Origin of the sequence: Pedobacter sp. AK017, assembly GCF_014200825.1 — a bacterium.
Lineage (GTDB): Bacteria > Bacteroidota > Bacteroidia > Sphingobacteriales > Sphingobacteriaceae > Pedobacter > Pedobacter heparinus.
The window spans coordinates 17,469-35,926 of record NZ_JACHCW010000022.1 but is presented as its reverse complement, the minus strand read 5'-3'; the positions used below and the strand labels follow the sequence as shown (position 1 = coordinate 35,926).

13 protein-coding genes are annotated in these 18,458 nt (G+C 43.1%); 11 read left to right on the top strand and 2 right to left on the bottom strand.

Features of this window, described 5'->3' with window-relative positions; translation table 11 throughout:
- The gene (locus HDC92_RS22845; protein WP_183877244.1) at positions 1-726 is read right to left on the bottom strand and encodes a LytR/AlgR family response regulator transcription factor; all 726 of its coding nucleotides are present in this window, start codon (positions 724-726) and stop codon (positions 1-3) included.
- A 199-nt stretch (positions 727-925) separates the two neighbouring features.
- Here HDC92_RS22845 and HDC92_RS22840 point away from each other — a divergent pair, with 199 nt between their 5' ends.
- The 6 genes from HDC92_RS22840 (at position 926) to HDC92_RS22815 (ending at position 8,620) form a co-directional block, all read left to right on the top strand.
- The gene (locus HDC92_RS22840; RefSeq protein ID WP_183877243.1) at positions 926-1,273 is read left to right on the top strand and encodes a helix-turn-helix domain-containing protein; all 348 of its coding nucleotides are present in this window, start codon (positions 926-928) and stop codon (positions 1,271-1,273) included.
- A gap of 270 nt (positions 1,274-1,543) precedes the next feature.
- Entirely contained in the window at positions 1,544-1,744 is a 201-nt protein-coding gene (locus HDC92_RS22835; RefSeq protein WP_183877242.1) for a hypothetical protein, read from the top strand.
- Positions 1,745-2,078: 334 nt separating this feature from the next.
- Entirely contained in the window at positions 2,079-2,615 is a 537-nt protein-coding gene (locus HDC92_RS22830) for an RNA polymerase sigma-70 factor (RefSeq protein WP_183877241.1), read from the top strand.
- Positions 2,616-2,686: 71 nt separating this feature from the next.
- Positions 2,687-3,736 (top strand): FecR family protein, encoded by a 1,050-nt coding sequence (locus tag HDC92_RS22825; RefSeq protein ID WP_183877240.1) that lies wholly within the window; start codon positions 2,687-2,689, stop codon positions 3,734-3,736.
- 28 nt (positions 3,737-3,764) lie between these two features.
- The gene (locus HDC92_RS22820) at positions 3,765-7,079 is read left to right on the top strand and encodes a SusC/RagA family TonB-linked outer membrane protein (RefSeq protein WP_183877239.1); all 3,315 of its coding nucleotides are present in this window, start codon (positions 3,765-3,767) and stop codon (positions 7,077-7,079) included.
- A 23-nt stretch (positions 7,080-7,102) separates the two neighbouring features.
- The gene (locus tag HDC92_RS22815; protein WP_183877238.1) at positions 7,103-8,620 is read left to right on the top strand and encodes a SusD/RagB family nutrient-binding outer membrane lipoprotein; all 1,518 of its coding nucleotides are present in this window, start codon (positions 7,103-7,105) and stop codon (positions 8,618-8,620) included.
- Positions 8,621-8,757: 137 nt separating this feature from the next.
- Here the strand turns inward: HDC92_RS22815 and HDC92_RS22810 are convergent, their stop codons facing one another.
- Positions 8,758-9,594: a serine hydrolase domain-containing protein gene (locus HDC92_RS22810; RefSeq protein ID WP_317618111.1), complete on the bottom strand. Its 837-nt coding sequence runs from the start codon at positions 9,592-9,594 to the stop codon at positions 8,758-8,760.
- Positions 9,595-9,712: 118 nt separating this feature from the next.
- On the opposite strand from HDC92_RS22810, the gene HDC92_RS22805 reads away from it, so the two are divergent.
- The 5 genes from HDC92_RS22805 to HDC92_RS22785 all read left to right on the top strand — a co-directional run bounded on the left by HDC92_RS22805 (position 9,713) and on the right by HDC92_RS22785 (position 18,444).
- Positions 9,713-13,282 (top strand): hypothetical protein, encoded by a 3,570-nt coding sequence (locus tag HDC92_RS22805; protein WP_183877237.1) that lies wholly within the window; start codon positions 9,713-9,715, stop codon positions 13,280-13,282.
- 11 nt (positions 13,283-13,293) lie between these two features.
- Positions 13,294-16,698, top strand: a complete 3,405-nt coding sequence (locus HDC92_RS22800) for a DUF6443 domain-containing protein (protein ID WP_255484652.1) — start codon at positions 13,294-13,296, stop codon at positions 16,696-16,698.
- Complete coding sequence (locus tag HDC92_RS22795) at positions 16,688-16,996, top strand: hypothetical protein (RefSeq protein WP_221271005.1); 309 nt, start codon at positions 16,688-16,690, stop codon at positions 16,994-16,996. Before HDC92_RS22800 ends, HDC92_RS22795 begins: the two co-directional genes overlap by 11 nt.
- A 271-nt stretch (positions 16,997-17,267) precedes the next feature.
- Positions 17,268-17,570 (top strand): hypothetical protein, encoded by a 303-nt coding sequence (locus HDC92_RS22790; protein WP_183877236.1) that lies wholly within the window; start codon positions 17,268-17,270, stop codon positions 17,568-17,570.
- 466 nt (positions 17,571-18,036) lie between these two features.
- A complete protein-coding gene (locus HDC92_RS22785) occupies positions 18,037-18,444 on the top strand; it encodes a type IV pilin protein (protein WP_012781262.1) in 408 nt (135 codons plus the stop codon).
- Positions 18,445-18,458 lie beyond the last annotated feature (14 nt).

Sequence of the window (18,458 nt, the reverse complement as noted above, 5' to 3'; positions counted from 1 at the left end):
TTAAAACTTGTGACTTTCCAGATAAGCAAAAAATGAGGCCTTGTACTGCTTGCCTATGACAACCTGGACATTGCTGTTTTTCATGACCACCATATTGTTCTCTACCAGTTCAATGTAGGCTTTTGAGATGATAAAGGATCGGTGTACTTTTATGAAGTCATTTCGGCCGGCAAGCTTTTTTTCAACTTCGTTGATGCCCAGATAAATTCTGTAGCAATCGTTGGGGGTATAAATTCTGATGTAATTTTTGTCGCTTTCAAATGCAATGACCTCACTGTATAAAAACTTAAGGTATTTAGATTGCGTACCTGATATTTTTATAAAGAAAAAATCGTTGTCTGTATTTTCCTGCACTGCAGGAGTTGTATGACCTGTTATTTTTTTTATCGACTGCTGAAGTCTTTCTATTTTAAATGGTTTATACAAAAAATCATCGGCTTCCAGATCAAAGGCATTTACGGCATACTGTGCGTGTGCGGTAATGAATACCAGGAATTTGCATTTCTTTTTTAAATGAGGTGCAAGTTCTATACCACTGATATGTGGCATATGAATGTCCAGGAAAATGATATCTGCTATAAAGTGCTCTGCTGTAAGTTCGGCAATGGCCCTTGTCGGATCGTGGAATGTTTTGATCAGTTCCAGTTCAGGTAGCTCAGCAATATATTCTTCCAGTAATGTTGTAAAGTGGCGTTTGTCGTCAATTATAATACATGTGTAGATCATTATTTAGTAAATCGAGAATAAATAGTCAAAAATTAACTCTAAATATATACCATTCACTAATGGTACATATTTTCTTTTCGTATCGGCAAGATGGCTTTATGTCCCTGCAAGCCTGCATTTCGTATAAAGAGTTACGTTTTTAAAAAAAAAGTATTTAACTAAGTGCAATAATTGTTCACGTTACTAAATTAAACGCTACATGAATTTACCGCTTTATCAAAGACTAAATGAGTTAATCTGCATTAGAAACACCGGACCTGTTGAGGTTCTTGCCGAAAAACTGAATATTTCACCGCGGCAAGTGAAGTACATCATCAAAAAAATGCGACAGGATTGCGAAGCACCTATATGCTTTGACAATGTCAGGCAAAGTTACGTTTATACGGAAAAAGGGCGATGCGATTTTAAATTCCGCGCCAATAATAAAGAAATTGTTACAGAGGCTATAGATGAGGCATTGAAAAAATACTTCTCCCCACTGATTTTAGCCTGGTATCTTTTACCAGACCTGATCAAAGAAATTGCCATTTTAACATTGGCTGTTTAAACACGGGGATAGGTAACAAAACCATTTTTCAGGAAGAAAAAATCTGACCGGGGCAAAAAATCGCCCCGGCTTTTTTGTGGAAATTGCTGAAACTTGCCTTGCTGTGTTGCAATAAACATGGCTTTATTGGGTGTTAAAGTGTGTTTTTGAATCCCGAAAATCTTTTTCAAAATTATTTTCAAAAAAAAAAGAGTGCAGTGTGGCTGCACTCTCTTTTTTTAGTATTGGGGGTAAATTTTAACGAGTAATGACATTATAAATTATATACCAATGAAAAAGCATTATTGTATTCTATTATTCATTTTTAGTTGCCTGTCTGTTGTTAAGGCACAAACTAACTATAATAAATTGCCGGTTTATATCCCCCCGGCGCCTGATGCTGCAGCCCTTTCCAAATATGGCAATCTGGATGTGGGTTTACAGACAGGTTCATTTTTTGGTCCCCAAAAAAATCTGCCTGCTTTTTTGTAGTCATTTATTTATAATAGAGATTTAATTAGCGAAGAGGTGGTTAATCAAAATGGTTTTCCCAATTAAAAGTAATTTGTTATGCCTGATATTTTTTCTATTATTTTCGGAAGTTGGTTGGATGGCGGAATTGTGCGCGTTAACAGGGTCAAGTTTGCCAACTTGATTGATGAAGAAACTCCCCTATGTCAGACCTTAAAAACAACTATCCGAATAGACATTTGCTAAACCAGAAACCATCCCTCTTTTGTTTATTATGGAAATAAATTAGAAACAAATTTCTTTGTTGACAGAATAAGTTGCAAATTATGCTTGTGGCCTTATTAATCTCCATTTAATGAACGAAGTCCTTTCCATAAAAAATGGCAGCGTAAAATCGTTTGAGCAGGCATATCACTTGTGGAGTGAAAAAATATATACTTTTATATTCCGGCAATGTGGATCTGAAGAAATTGCTGATGAGGTTGTACAGCAGGTTTTTGTTCGCCTGTGGGAAAAAAGGACAAGTCTTTCAACAGAGTATCCGCTTAACGTTCAGCTGTTCCGGATGTCGAGAACTATTTTTATTGATGAACTGAGAAAGGCGGCACGTGCCCGACGCTATGCTGATAAACTACAGCAGCAGAAAGCCGAAAATTTTACGGAAGATAATTTCGAAAACAAAGAAATCCTGGATTTAATTAACAGGGCAATAGAAGCTATGCCCGCCATCAGGAAACAGGTATTCCTGATGAGCCGTCGCGAGCACCTCTCCCATCAGCAGATTGCCGAAAAGCTGGGTATTTCACCAAAAACCGTCGAAAACCATATTGGCCTGGCCCTAAAATATCTTCGTCGCTTTACGCTATTGATGATCTTGCTGGCTTTGTATTAAGTATTTCTGCTAAAAAAATAAAATCCCATTGGGGGATACCCCGGTCCCGGGCGTATTATCAGTATATGAATATGGATAATACACTTTTGGAAAGGTTTTTTCGGAACCAATGTACGGAAGAAGAAGCCCTGGACGTAGTTAAATATCTGGAAGCAAATCCCCAAAAGCTGGATGAACTGTTTCCGGAACAACTATGGCTGGATATGGAAACGCTGTCCGTAATGCCTGCTGATAAAAAGGAAACGTTGCTGCAGGCAATTTTTAAACAGGCAGAAATCAAGCGGAGCAGAACCGCTTTAATCCGGATACTTTCAGTTGCAGCATCCCTGCTACTGATCCTGGGCCTGGGATGGTGGTTTGGCATGGGTACAAATAAACCTGTCCAGTTGCAAAACAAGCCCGCAACAGCTTATACCCTGGTTAAGATCAATTACGGCAAGGAAGACATGAAGCTGAACATTGCCGATGGCTCCATCATTTATTTAAAGCCTGGAGGTGAAATCCGCTATCTGGAGCAGCTTAGTAAACAAAAGAGGGATTTTAAGCTGAAAGGTATAGCAAGATTTAAAGTAGCTGCAGATAAAACGCGTCCTTTTAATGTATATGCAGGTGGTACAGTAACTACTGCATTGGGCACAGATTTTACCATTTCTTCGCAAGAAGAGGGTAATAAGGTGAGCGTGCTGCTACACAGTGGCAAGGTAGTGGTTAGCGCCGATAGCAGTACAAGTGCCAATGGCATGAAAAAAACTTATCTGCTTCCCGGAAATAAACTGCTGATCAACAAAACAAATTTTGCACTTACCCTGATTAAAAAAGCCGATCTGCAAGACCCGGGTCATAAACTCATTGCGCCAAAAGGGCAAACGGAGCTCAGCGCAACTGAAGTCTCTTTCCGTAACCAGTCACTGGAGAAAATCTTCCGCGTTTTACAACGCGATTTTTCTGCTGTCATAGAATTTGATAGGGCTCAGGTGGCGGGCATGTATTTTACCGGCTCCTTTAAGCGCAATGCCCATACTGTAGCCCTTGTATTAAATGAAATTGCACTATTGAACCACTTAAATATAGAAAGAAGGGATAGTACCTATATCCTGAAAAGCAATCAGACCCATAATTAAACAATTCATTCAACTAACCAACTAAACTATGGACCAATTTTTATTAAAAACCAGGCAAGTTTTTCACAGGATCGTAATTTGTTGTTGTTTTTTGCTCTGCTGTAATGGCGCAGGGTTTGCACAAACAGGTGCAACAGCAACAGGAATCGTAAAGGATGCCCAGGGAACTTTGCTTCCTGGAGTTTCTGTAAAAATAGAAAACAAGACCACAAATTTCAGGGCCGGCACCAGTACCAATGCCCAGGGCATTTTCTCCATCGGCGGAATACCGGCAGGCAACAATTATACCATAACCATTACCTCAGTGGGGTATAAGCCAAAAGTGATGACGGATTATACCATCAGCCTTTCGGATAAAATATCCATTGCGGTGGTATTGGATGAAGATGCCGCTGCCTTGGGCGAAGTGGTTGTCACCGCCCTGGGCATTAAGCGTAACAAAAGGGCGCTGGGCTACAGCATGTCCGAATTAAAAGGAAATGAACTTACACAGGGTGCAGAAGCCAATGTGGCCAATACCTTATCCGGAAAAGTTTCTGGCGTACAGGTAAGCAGGGCCGCTTCCGGATCGGGAGGCTCGTCCAAAGTGATCATCCGGGGCAACAACTCACTGATCGGGAACAGCCAGCCCCTGTATGTAGTAGATGGGGTGCCCATCGATAATCAGACCATAGGCTCGGCTACCAGCACCGGAGGTACCGATTATGGGGATGGTATTTCTAACATCAACCCCGATGATATCGCCACCATTTCGGTACTGAAAGGGCCAAATGCAGCAGCCTTGTACGGACAGCGGGGAAGCAATGGTGTAATTCTGATTACTACCAAAGCCGGAACGGCAGGGAAAGGGATGAATATCCAGTTCAACAGCGATTTTTCTTTGGGCAATACATTAATTGCCCCCGATTTCCAAAATGAATATGCACAAGGGCTAAACGGCAATTTTACACACTTAAGAAGGGCAGACGGAACTATCATTACGATGGCCCAGGCTATTGCCGGAGGCATTCAGGGTACTCCGAAAATGAGTGCCGGCAGAGACCGCCTTACCCGTTCCAGCTGGGGGCCAAAAATGGAGGGCCAGAGCTACGAAGATCAATGGGGAAACCTGCTTTCTCTTACCCCGCAGCCAGATACCTATTCTGCGTTTTTTCAGACCGAAAAACAATACACCAATAACCTGAGTGTAGAGGGCGGCAATGAAAAGGTAAACTACAGGTTGTCTTATGCCAATACTTATATCGATGGCTATGTACCTACCAATGTGATCAACAGGAATAATTTTAACCTCCGTACTCAGGCTAAAATTACCGATAAATTTAACCTCGATGCCAAGCTGAACTACATTATGCAGGACGGAACAAACAGGCCCACCTTGTCAGATGCCTCTGATAACCCGGCCTACCTGCTGATCAGCCAGCCAAGGAGTATCCCTATGGATATCATGGCACAATACAAATGGACCGCAAATGATGTGGCGAAACAACTGGGCTATACCAATGTTTTTGCCGGTCTGGAAAAAACCTATGCTACAAACAGTTCCACAGCCAATCCGTACTGGACCATCAACGAAACTAAAAATACCGACCGCAGGGACCGCGTCATCGGATTACTCAGGCTGTCGTACGATTTTACACCCTGGTTAAAACTGACCGCTACAGGAGGTACTGATTTTTATACCGACCAGCGCCTGCGCTACCGTGCAGTAAATACCTATCAGAGTCTGAACCGCAAAGGCGACATGAGCGAAACGGTTATCCGGGTAAGGGAAGATAACTACGATGCCCTGTTAAACAGCAATTTTAAGCTGGAAAACGGGTTGGGTTTTACCCTGAATGTAGGTGCCAGTCATTTGAGCCGTTACCTGCGCCAAACGGGTAACTCGGGCAGCCAGTTCATTGTTCCAGACCTGTATGTGATCAACAATACCCTCACCAACTCCTATATCTTCGGTTTAACAGAGTCAGAAATCAATTCCGTATACAGTTCCGGACAGGTTTCCTATAAAGACTTCCTGTACCTGGACCTTTCGGCCCGTAACGACTGGTCTTCTACACTTTCAAAAGAGAACAATTCCTTTTTCTACCCTTCAGTAAGTGCAAGTTTTATCGCTTCAGAAGCCCTTAATTTTAAAAAAAGTGTAGTCAATTACCTCAAAATTAGGGGTTCCTGGGCACAAGCGGGCAGCTCCGGAAACCCTTACCAGTTAACGGGTACCTATAGCTTAGACCAGTTTACCCATGGTGGTGTTCCGCTGGGCTCCTTTACCACGATCATTCCGGACAAGAACCTGACCAATGAACTCACTACTTCCATAGAAGTTGGTGCAGACCTGGAATTGTGGTCGGGCCGTGTAGGTATGGGCTTCACCCTTTACCAGGCCTCTACCAGAGACCAGATCCTGGATGTACCTGTATCACCTTCCAGCTTGTTTACCGTAATGCGGATCAATGCGGGCGAAATCCGCAACCGGGGTATAGAACTTTCTTTAAATGCTACACCAATAAAAACGGCTTCGGGCTTTACCTGGAAAACTACTTTTAACTACAACAAAAACGCTAATAAGGTAATGTCACTTTACCCTGGTGTAGAAACCTTTTTATTGGGATCGGATAGGGGGATCAACGTGGTTGCCGAAGTGGGCAAGCCTTTCGGACAGCTGATCGGCACCCAGTTTGCCTGGTTAAAGGATGAGAACGGCAACCGTTTGATTGATCCGAATACCGGCCTGCCTCTAACCACTACCAGCCGGGTACAGGAAACCATTGGCAATGCGCAGCCAGACTGGCTGGGCGGGTTTTTCAATTCTTTTACCTATAAGGGTATCACTTTAAATGCTTTGGTAGATATCCGCCAGGGCGGGATGATCTTCTCTCAGAGTAACCGCGAAGAGATCATTTACGGAACCACAAAGAAAACGCTGGCAGGCAGGGATGGTTCTTACCTGGCAACAGGTGTAGTGGCCGTAAAAAATGCCGATGGCAGCTGGAGCGGTACAGGAGTGGCCAATACCAAAACCGTAAAGGCACAGGACTACTGGAACGTAGTGGCCAGTGATAAAGAGGTAATGGTATCAGAAGAGATGCTGAACGACGGCAGCTATATCGCCATGCGTGAATTGAGCCTGCGTTACCAAATCCCCACCAAATTTTTACCACGCAATAAAATCCGCAATGCGTCAATTGGTGTTTACGGACGTAACCTGTTTTACTTTCAGCGTAAAACAGATGGGTTCTCGCCAGAGTCGGCCTCTTTTAACACCTCCAATTCTTCCATTGGTATCGAGTCTACCTCCTTGCCTATGCTTAGAAACATCGGATTTAACCTGAGTATTGGATTTTAACCTGACCATTAGCATTAAAAATTATGAAAACGAAAAATATCATCAAAATAAGCCTGTACAGTTTAGCAATTGCCATTGGTTTTAGCTCCTGTACCAAAGATTTTGAAAAGCTGAATACCCCACCCACTTCCATTACCTCCATCGATCCGGCACTGTTGTTCTCCAGGGTACAGAAGGACGGTACTTTTGCCGAGGGTGGCGAGCTGCCCAATAATAAATTTGGTTCATGGGTGCAGCATTGGGCCGGAGGGGCAGTGGTTCCCGTGTCCAGGTACATCGAATCATCGGAAGATGTAATCTGGGAACAGCATTACAGCCTGATCCGTGATCTCCGGCAAATCCGCCTGGAACTGGCAGGGAAGGAAAATGACCCTTCTGGAAGAACAAAGCTGGCCATTGCGCGGATCTATGAAATCAGCATCTGGCAACGCCTTACCGATCTTTTTGGCGATATTCCTTATTCACAGGTTTCCAAAGATGCAACGGCCATTAACGTTACACCGGCGTTTGATACCCAGGAAAGCATCTATACCTCACTTATTGCTGATCTGGATGTGGCGATGAACAACCTGAACGATACCGACGAGAATTATGGCTCGGCAGATTTCTTTTATAAAGGCGCTACCACAGTCAATTCCTGGCGGAAATATGCAAATTCTTTAAAGCTGCGGTTGGGTTTGAGGTTACGTTATGCAAACCCTACACTGGCCAGAACTACTGTCGAATCGGCGATGGCAAAACCAGCCCTCTTGTTTGCCTCCAATGCGGATAATGCTGCGGTGCCTACTTTTAACAATGCACAGCCGGTAAACACCAATCCTATGCTACGTCAGTTCCTTACCGGAAGTTCTGATCTGAGGTACCTTGCCGCTGCTTTGGTAACCAAGCTGAAAACCTATAGCGATCCGCGCCTGCCCTTGCTGGCACAGTTAACTGTAAACAATGTAAACGGGGGGGCACCAGATTATGTAGGCCTTGGTGTAGCATTAACTGATGCACAATTGTCGCAGGTAATCAGAAATAATTATTCAACCGCCTCGCTCAGTACCTGGTTTAGCCAGAGTTTTGCGGCTATTCCGGTTTACTCCCTAACTTATTCAGAAGTCTGCTTTTTCAAAGCGGAAGCGGCATTGCTGGGTTGGGGTGCGCAAACTACAGCCGCCGAAGGCTTCTTTAAAGCAGGGGTGGCTGCTGCGTTGCAACTACCTCCATACAACATCAATACTGTTCCTCCAACTTATGATACTGCAGTGCTTTCGTTTACAGGACTTGACGATGCACAGAAGCTGGACAGGATCATGACCCAGAAGTGGATCCATCTTTTCGGCAGAAACTATGAAGCCTTTGCAGAATGGAGAAGAAACGGTTTACCTGTTTTAACTCCCGGCAGTAACCTGGGTTCTACCAACGGGCAAATTCCACGAAGGGCAATTTACTCTACCCGGGAGTCTCAGCTGAATACCAGTAATTACAATATTGCGGTAGGCCGTTTGTCTAACGGGGATTCGTTTCTTTCCAAAGTATGGTGGGACAAGCGCTAAGTGTATTGAAGTAACCGATGGGCGGAGTGTGGTACACTTTTTAGCCCCGCAAATTTCGGTGCTGCCTGGGCAAAACCAGAAGATGAAAATAAAAAACCTTGTTTCAAGTATTGGAACAAGGTTTTTTGATGGCTGCTTTATTTCTTCAAAAAGGCTTCACCAATGGCTGATACTTCTTCTGCAGCATTGGAAAGTATCACTACGCCGAACTGTTTGGCAGGGTTAAAGCCTACAAAAGAACGGAAGCCACCGGTGCCGCCTGAGTGGTGCAAGTAAGTGCTTTTGCCTGTAGTACTGATGCGCCAGCCCAATCCCATACTTTGTTCTTTACCCTTAAAAGTTGGCTGGTGGCTAAGCAGGACTGCTTTTTTCAGCGGACTGTTTATCCCTAGCTGTACACGGGTGTAAATGATCATATCATTTAAGGTAGAGCGTATGGCACCGGAGCCTTTTAGGGAAGCAAGGTCCCAGGGAGCAGTTGGCTGGCCCTTTTCATTGTAGCCCTGGGCAAAGTTCTTTTGAGCAGGGCCATTCAGGCTAACAGTGGTGTGGTCCATACCCAATGGTTTGCAAATCTCGGTAACTATAAGCTGTTCAAAGCTATGCTGTTGTTTGCGTTCCAGCAGTGTGCCTAAAACCCCTGCACCATAGTTGGAGTAAGAAAATACCGTTCCAGGCATTACGGAAGGCTTGTAATGCTTTAAAAAAGCATATAGCGAGTCGGCCAGATAGTGCTTGTAAGGATCCTGGGGATCTACTTTTCCCTTAAAGATATTTGCAGGAAGGCGCGGAAAGCCAGAAGTATGGTTGGCCAGTTGTTTCAGTGTAATGGGATGGCCCTGATAGGTTAAACCTGGTATATCATCCGGAAGGTAAAAGTTAATGGGGTCATCAAGTTTCATGCGGCCGGCTACCACTTCTTTGGCTAGTAACAATGACGTAAAGGTTTTGGTGACCGATCCAATTTCAAATATGGTATTTTCCGGATCGGGAAGTTGTTTAATCTTGTGGCTGCACTCTCTTTTTTTAGTATTGCCTGGTTGTTAATTTATCCTAGTAGGTAGCTGATTATAAAACCGTAATTCTTTCAATATGAAGATGAAATACATTTCAAAAATTGTAATGATACTAAGTTGTGTTTTTTGCACCAGGCTGCAGGCACAAAACCCGGGTGTACAGGAATTGTATAAGGTAACGCAGGTACCACCTGATGCTGCTGCATTGGGAAAATATGGAGAATATCCGGTAGGGTATTATACCGGTGTTCCGAGTATTAACATTCCTTTTTATGAATTAACTGCGGGCAGGATCAAAATTCCCATTGGAGTATCCTATCATGCAGGTGGGATCAAAGTAGAGGAAATTGCGTCATCAGTGGGATTAGGCTGGGCGCTAAATGCCGGTGGGGTTATTACAAGGACTGTGATGGGATTGCCCGATGAAGTTGAATATTTAAATGGGGAAAGTTTTATCAATCCCACTTTTACATCACGGCAATTGATTAATATGGCCACCACTGATCCGGAGGAATATTATAAAAGGTCGAAAAGGATTGTGGCAGGCAGAATAGACGGTGAGCCCGATATCTATTATTTCAATTTTGGGAATATGTCTGGTAAGTTTATGTACAACCAGCAAGACCATAAATTTTATAGTATACCTTATTCAAAAATAAAGATCGAGTTTTACGCTCAGGCCAGTAACAGCAGTTTTACCCTGACCGACGAAAACGGTATAGAATACCTTTTTGAAGAAAAGGAATATAGTTTGAGGGAAACAGATCAAACACCTAACCCTGTTGTTACGGTAACTACAAGCTGGTACATTAAATCTATTTACGATCCGGTAAGCAAGCAAACGGTTTATTTTTCCTATAGCGACCTGATCACCAGTCAGTCAACCCTAAGCTCAGAAACGTATACACCACTGTTTGCAAGTTTGCCAGATTACAGCCCTGTTTCCAGGCAAAATGCAACCCTGCACCTCAAAAGGCTAAACACCATTAGTACGGAATCGGGAACGATTTTATTTGATTATGGATTGTCCAGATGTGACCTGCCCGGAAATGATGCACTTACCGGCATACTTATAAGAAATAACGATGGTAAGAATATTAAAGAATTCAAACTAAATTACGATTATTTTGTTCCTGCCGGATACACCGGGACAGATTGCGGCAGCGTTGAGGAATCAGGGTTTAAGCGGTTAAAGCTTACCGGAATAGACGAAAACCCCGGAGAGGCTAATGGTGGGCTTAAGCATCGTTTTGAATATAACGGTCAGACACTTCCATCACGGTTTTCAAAGGCTCAAGACCATTGGGGATTTTACAATGGTGCCACAGGTAACCAGCACCTTTATCCTCCCTATAGCATCGTTGTACAGGGCACTCCGGTTTATTTGCCCGGTGGCAACAGGGACGTGCAACCTTCTTATGCAAAAGCATGTGTACTTGAAAAAATAACATATCCTACAGGCGGATATACCCTGTTTGATTTTGAAAGTAATACGGCGGTCAGTTCTCAGGCACCCCTGCCTGCGCTTTCTGAAAACAATGCTTTCTCGCTGTTTTCGGGTGGAGAGAATTACCTGGAAAAGCAATTTAGTGTATACTCATCTGTTTGCAGCCAGAACCTTAATCAGCCGGGAGTTTACCTGACCATGAATGTAACCGGACTGGATTATGGTTTAATTACTGCATTTGGTTTCCCCGGAATCTCGGCACTTGTTAAAGTCATAAATCTGGACACTGAAGAAGAACACATCTTCTTTCAGATAGGGGGAGATAAGAGCAGTAGTACAACTATGCCTAAAACATTTTACCTGCCCAACGGTGATTATAAGTTTATTGTCGATTATACTGAAAATCCTTTTTCAGAAACTTATGCTGAAGCCAGGGTTAGTTTATCCTGGATTAATTGTCTCCCACCTACAGATATGGGCAATACCAATACTTATGTGGGTGGTTTAAGGTTAAAGAAATTAACAAGTGTTCCCGTAATAGGGGAAACCCCGGTTATCAAAACCTATAAGTATATGCAGCCAGCCAGCCCAACGCTAACCAGTGGACAAACCCATTTTTATCCAAGGTATTTTAGCTTCCCTTTATTTTCGTCTGCAGTAAGTGAGGAGGGAAGGTTTTCAACGTATTTAAAACGTACATCAAACTCCAACTATCCTTTGGTAAGTGAACATGGAAAAAGTGTAGGATATAGCTATGTCCAGGAATATAATGGGCTGGATGATAGCAATGGCTATACTCAATATAACTTTACCAATTATTCTGAATATGATGACGAGCTTGGCGAACGACATTCCTATCTTCCGGTGAGTAAGCAATGGCTGCGTGGATTGGAATTGGGTAAAAAGGTATATGTGAAGAGCGGCACACAAACTCAGTTGCTATCGGAAACTATCAATGAATACAATACACAGCTTTTAGGTGTCAATAGAAAAGTATTTGAAGGCATAAGAGGTGAGTTTATCCATACCGTGACAGATCAGATTATTGAGCTCCCGGGTGAAGATATGGTCTTTCTTGGTGCAGTGTACGCCGGGATTGCTGTACATCCTACTTATGCAGATTTCGTATATCTCAGCAAAAGCAAAGAAAGGATTTACAATGGGGCGAACTATGTGGAAACAATTAAAGATTTTACCTACAATGCCCGAAATCTGCAGGCCTCTACTGTTACAACTACTGCAAGTGATGGCAGAAAAACCATACTTCAAACCAGGTATCCATTAGATTACACCGTTAATACACCATTAAATTTAAAAGCCCAGGGTATTAAACACCTTCAGGACATAAACTTTATCAGTCCTGTAATTGAGCGGTTTGCAGAGCAACAGCAAGGAAGTTCGGCCAAAAAACTGATTGGGGCAAATTATTATTCTTACCTGCCTGATAGGCCACTTGTTGATAGCGTGTTTACGATGAACCTGCCATTAGCAGGGATTTCCGATTATACCGGAATTAGTATTGGCAATGGTTCATTTACAAGAAATGCAGGATATGAGGCCGACGTGATTGTAGACCAGTATTCTCTCTATAGAAATAATATCCTGCAACAGAAGAAATCAAATGCTGCTGCTACTGCTTATATCTGGGATCATGAAGATTTGTATCCGATTGCACAGGTCACCAATGCTTCTTTTAATGATATTGCCTTCACTTCTTTTGAATCAACAGGGACCGGGAACTGGAATTATTCGGGTATACCAATAGCAGATGCCTATGCGGTAACAGGTTATAAAAGTTACGGCCTCACTTCTGGCACTCCGGTTAGCAAGACCGGACTAAACACGGGCAAAGTATATGTATTGAGCTACTGGGCTAAAGGAACGGGAGGAGAAAACATCAGCGGACATCTGGCAACTGCGGTCAGGACTTATAAAGGATGGACAAATTATGTAGTAGAAATTACAGGAACCAATACTGTTACTTTAACCGGGGCCTTACAACTTGATGAGGTGCGGCTTTATCCTAAAGATAGCCAGATGAGCAGTTACACCTATGAACTGTTGCTTGGCTTAACCAGCGCTACCGATGCCAAAGGTATGACCACCTATTATGAATACGATAATTTCCAGCGGTTAAAGTATATCAAAGACCAGGATGGGAACATTGTCAAATCTTACGATTATCATTATAAACCTTAATGCTCCGTATCATGAAATTATATCAGAATTTAACGCCCCAAAGGGCATGGAAATATATCGCTGTTTGTTTAGTGGCAGGTTTTACCAGTTCAAACGCCCAGCACCTTACGCTGAACACTTACAGCAACCAGACTGAAATTAAAGCTACCGGTAGTATAACGCTGACGGATGGATTTTACATCCCTGCGGGCAAGAATGTAAGGATCTTTACCGGGGCGAGTTTCCAGCAATGTGTGGACCTGGTAAGTACCCCAAGTGCAGACCAGAATTACATCAGTACCAAGGTATTTAAAAAAGAAGGGGTAAATGAAGGGAACATCAATGCCACACTGAGTACCTGCGAGGTAAACCAGACCGTACAGTATTTTGATGGATTGGGCAGGCCTTTGCAAACGGTGACGGTACAGGGCAGTCCCGGCTTTAAGGATGTGGTGCAGCCTGTTGACTATGATGCCTTTGGCCGGGAGCAGTTCAAATACCTGCCTTACTCTACTGTTACAGGTGCCAATGGCAGCTTTAAGCCTTCTGCAATAACCAGTCAGGCAGGTTTTTACAACAGCCCCCCGGCAGGTGTGGCCACGATTACAAACACAGCCTTTTCAGAGAGCAGGTTTGAACCCTCTCCTTTAAACCGGGTACTGGAACGGGGATCCCCCGGTGCCAGCTGGCAGCTTAGTGCCGGTCATACCCAGAAAATGGAGTACGGCTCCAACAACAGTACAGACTATGCAGTACGGTTGTATCAGGCTGTACCCTCTGCAACCCCCGGAGAAGAACACAAACGGATACTCAGCGGAACAGGTTATTACACTGCCAATGAACTGTACCTGAGCATCAGCAAGGACGAGAACTGGGAAAGTATCGATGGCAAGGCAGGCACTACAGAAGAATATAAGGACAAAGAGGACAGGATAGTGCTGAAGCGTGTATTTAATTATAAAAATAATGCGATTGAAACCCTAAGCACCTATTATGTGTATGATGACCTGGGGAACTTAAGTTTTGTGCTGCCACCAGGTGCAAACCCGGATGCCCTGGCCCTGCCTTCCCAGACACTGCAGGACCAGTTCTGTTACCAGTACCGTTACGATGGGCGTAAAAGGCTGATTGAAAAGAAGCTTCCGGGCAAGGACTGGGAATACATGGTGTACAACAAACTGGACCAGCTGGTGCTGAGCCAGGATTCATTGCAAAGGGTAGCTAACCAGTGGCTGTTTACCAAATACGATGCTTTGGGCAGGGTAGTAATTACCGGTGTATACGGAGATGGGGCTTCCAGGAGCAGCCTGGCCGGTACATTGAACAGCCAGAGCGTACTTTGGGAAAACAGGCTGGGTAGCGGTACCGATTATGACAACTGTTCATTCCCTCAGAACAACATTGCCTGGTACCATACGATCAATTACTACGACGATTACAATTTTCCGGGCAATAGCTTTCCCCAGCCTGACGGGGTTACCCAGATGTCGGCCTCCAGGGTAAAAGGACTGCAGACAGGCAGTTTTGTTTACCAGGTGAACAGCAGTACCCGTTACCTGAGTGTGAACTATTATGACAAAGATGGGCGGGTGCTCAAAACAGCAGCAGAGAACCATTTGGGCGGTACAGACCTTACGGACAATACCTGGAACTTCGCTGGTGAATTGACTGCCAGTACCCGTACCCATAGCGGGGGCTCGGGCCCAGCCACTACTATTGCCATCCGGCATGAATACGACCATATGGGAAGGAAGAAGGCGACCATGGAATCCATTAACGGTCAGCCTGAAGTGGTGCTGAGCAAGCTGGACTACAATGAGCTGGGGCAACTGAGCAAAAAATGGCTGCACAGTACAGATGGGAATACCTTTTTGCAGCATACGGATTATGCCTATAACGAGCGGGGCTGGCTGAAGCGGAGCATTTCCGGCGAGTTCAGCATAAGGCTGGGCTATGACACCCTGGGTACTCCACAGTACAATGGCAATATTACGAGCCAGGAATGGGGCACTGGCTATACCTATCCTAGCATTTACAATTATGGATACGATAAGCTGAACCGCTTACTGAGCGGGGTAAGTACCGGGGCGATATCGATGAGTGAAGTGCTGAGTTATGATGTGATGGGCAACATCAGTACCCTGAACAGGGATGGAGCAGGAGCGGGCAGCTATATTTACGAAGGCAACAGGCTGAAGAGCATCTCAGGTGGCGGGCTGGCTGCCGGGAGTTATGCCTATGATGGGAATGGGAATGCGGTTACCGATGGGCGTACCGGTGTAAACTTAACCTATAACCACCTGAACTTACCCATCACTGTTAATGGATCGGGACTGAGCATTACCTATACCTATGATGCAATGGGCAGGAAACTGAAGAAGGTGAGTAACATGGAGGCCCCTTCAGATTATGTGGATGGGGTACAATACACCGGAGGGGCGATAGAGTTCATCATGACCGAGGAGGGTAAAGCAAGGAACAATGGTGGTACCTACAGCTATGAGTATAACCTGACAGACCATTTGGGTAATGTACGGTATACGTTCTATCAACACCCATCAAGTGGTTTGCTGGAACGTTTACAAAGTGACGATTATTACGCTTTTGGTAAACAAAGAGTTGCAAGTGCAGGAGTGAATAAATATCTTTACAATGGCAAGGAGTTGCAAAGTGAGCTGGGACAGCTCGATTACGGGGCAAGGTTCTATGATCCTGTGATTGGGCGTTTCAATACCGTAGATCCATTAAGTGAGATTTCCAGAAGAAATAGCCACTACAGTTATGCATTAAATAATCCGATACGTTTCATCGATGTTGATGGGATGTACGCAGGTGATCCTCCTGGATGGCTTAAAAGCGCAATGGACTTTTTTGGGATTGGTACTTCACAGCCTAAAACAAAAGAAGAGGCGATTGAAAAAGCGGAAGGACAGGAAAGGCTTGGTAGGGTTGCTGCTAATAATAAAGCGATTGAAGAAAGACTTGATAAGTTAGAGTACATTCCTGCTGTAGGAGCGATATCTCAAATATCGAAAGGTTCAGTTAAGCAGGATAACACGATCGTTGCGGCTGGTGTTGGTGCAGGATTATTAGATGCGTTTGGAGGTAAAATAGCGAGCAAGGTTACTGAGAAAGTATTAGGGCCTGCTTTAAGAAAATTGGTAGGGGAAGGACTTGAAGCTGCTGGTAAAGAAATAAGCACGCTAACAAAGTCAGAATTAAAAGCTATTTCATCGTTTGAGAAGCAGATATCATCACATGAAGATAAGTTGCAGAAGTATATTGCCGATCCATTTAAATTTGATAATCAAGGTATTTTAAAAAATGCACCAAGTGATGCAGTACGACAAAAAATCATAAATTCACGTATTAATCACTTGAAGCATGAAATTTCTACCTTTCAAAATAACATTAACAAGATAATCGATGGAAACTGATCAGATGAAAGTAAAAATTGATGACCTAGAAAAAATTTTAATCTTATTGTTTTCACAACTTCGAGAAAATGTAGGAGATGTTTTAGAGATAAATAATGATTTTTATTGGGATATTCCCGCTGAGGATCTTTATAATGCATATGAAGAACCAAAAAAATTAACTCTTGGCCAGCTATCGGATGATCTCAACGAAATAAAGCGATTGATTGCATCTCCAGATGAAGCTATTTCCTATGACCTAAAAAGAATATCTAATATTATTAAATCTTTGGGTAATGAGAATCCAATAGCATTTTAATGATCTAACTGCACAAACCACATCGCGTTGACCCCTTCTCACCAAAACTGAATGACCCCATTGGTTTTTATAATCAATTAGTTAGAATAAGGTTTTAATCTGGTGTCGAGGGGTCAATCAAAATGGTTTTTCTACATTGCCCAAGTTATAATAAATCGTCATAATTGCCATTAAAGTAATCTAATATCGCTACAGCACATGGTATGAATGCAATATCAATAAATCCTGAACAGTTAAACTTATTAAAGCCAACCCCCTTAAATTTGAGTCTATGGTTAAGATAATAGTTAAGGCGACGATCACTTTATATAATTACGAAAAGAGTCGTAAGACTCCATTCAAAAGTGGGTATAGACCATTATTCAGTTTTGGTAGTGACGAATATTATACATCTGGTCAAATTCAACTCCTTGATAGAGATGCGTTTTTTCCCGGTGATACCGCAGATGTACAAATATCCTTTCTAGAAGAGCTTCTAAATAATTCTATTAGTGTAGGTGAAAGATTCTATTTTAAGGAGGTAAAAGACATCTTAGGAGAAGGAATAATAATAGAAATTGCCAATCGAAATTAGATATAATTTCTTTAAAATAGAATGAATAAAAATCTAAATGCATCTATAATGAGTAAATAATAAGGGACATCGATTCTGTTGAATAGCTGAACTCTAGCCAATCCTGATATTACCAATTGTACATTTGAGCCGATTAATACTTTTAATCGGCTCAAAACTTTAAATCAACTTTATGTTTTGTACCAATGCCGCAGAAAAAAATATTCAAACTTTTACAGCTTGTACCTCCAAATCAAGAATACCCGGGGCAGTTTTTTAGCCCCGCATTTTTTGGGTTAAGCTCCATTTTTTTGTCTGCCTAATTAAAAAAACTGCTTAATGATATCTTAAAGCCTGTTTTTTCTTCAAAAAATCGTTTTAAAAATTATTTTCAAATAAATGTTGCGGGGCAAACTGGTTGCCCTTTGCTGTTTTATATTGGTCGGTACCAGGATGCATGTAGCACCTGTTATTTGAAACCATATAAATGAGAAGTACCAAACTAAAAGCCTATACCCTTACGGAGATCCTGGTGGTACTGGTGATCATCGGAATCCTGATCCTGTTGGTTCTGCCCAACCTGATGCCCTTAATTACCAAGGCAAAAAACACAGAGGCCAAAATGCAGCTGCAGCATGCCCATCAGCTGGAAAAGACCTTCTTTTATGAGAAGTCCAAATATTCAACCGATCTGGCCGAGATTGGTTACATCCAGGAAAAGCTGAGTACAGACGGCAAGGATGGCAAGGCCAATTACCGCCTGGAAGTGGTTTCGGCCACGGGCAACACCTTCGTGATCCGTGCCACAGCCGTGGTCGATTTTGACGGCGACGGGTTATTTAATGTATGGGAGATTGACCAGGACAAGAATTTAAGGGAAACCGTGCAGGACTGATGTTTAGTATAATT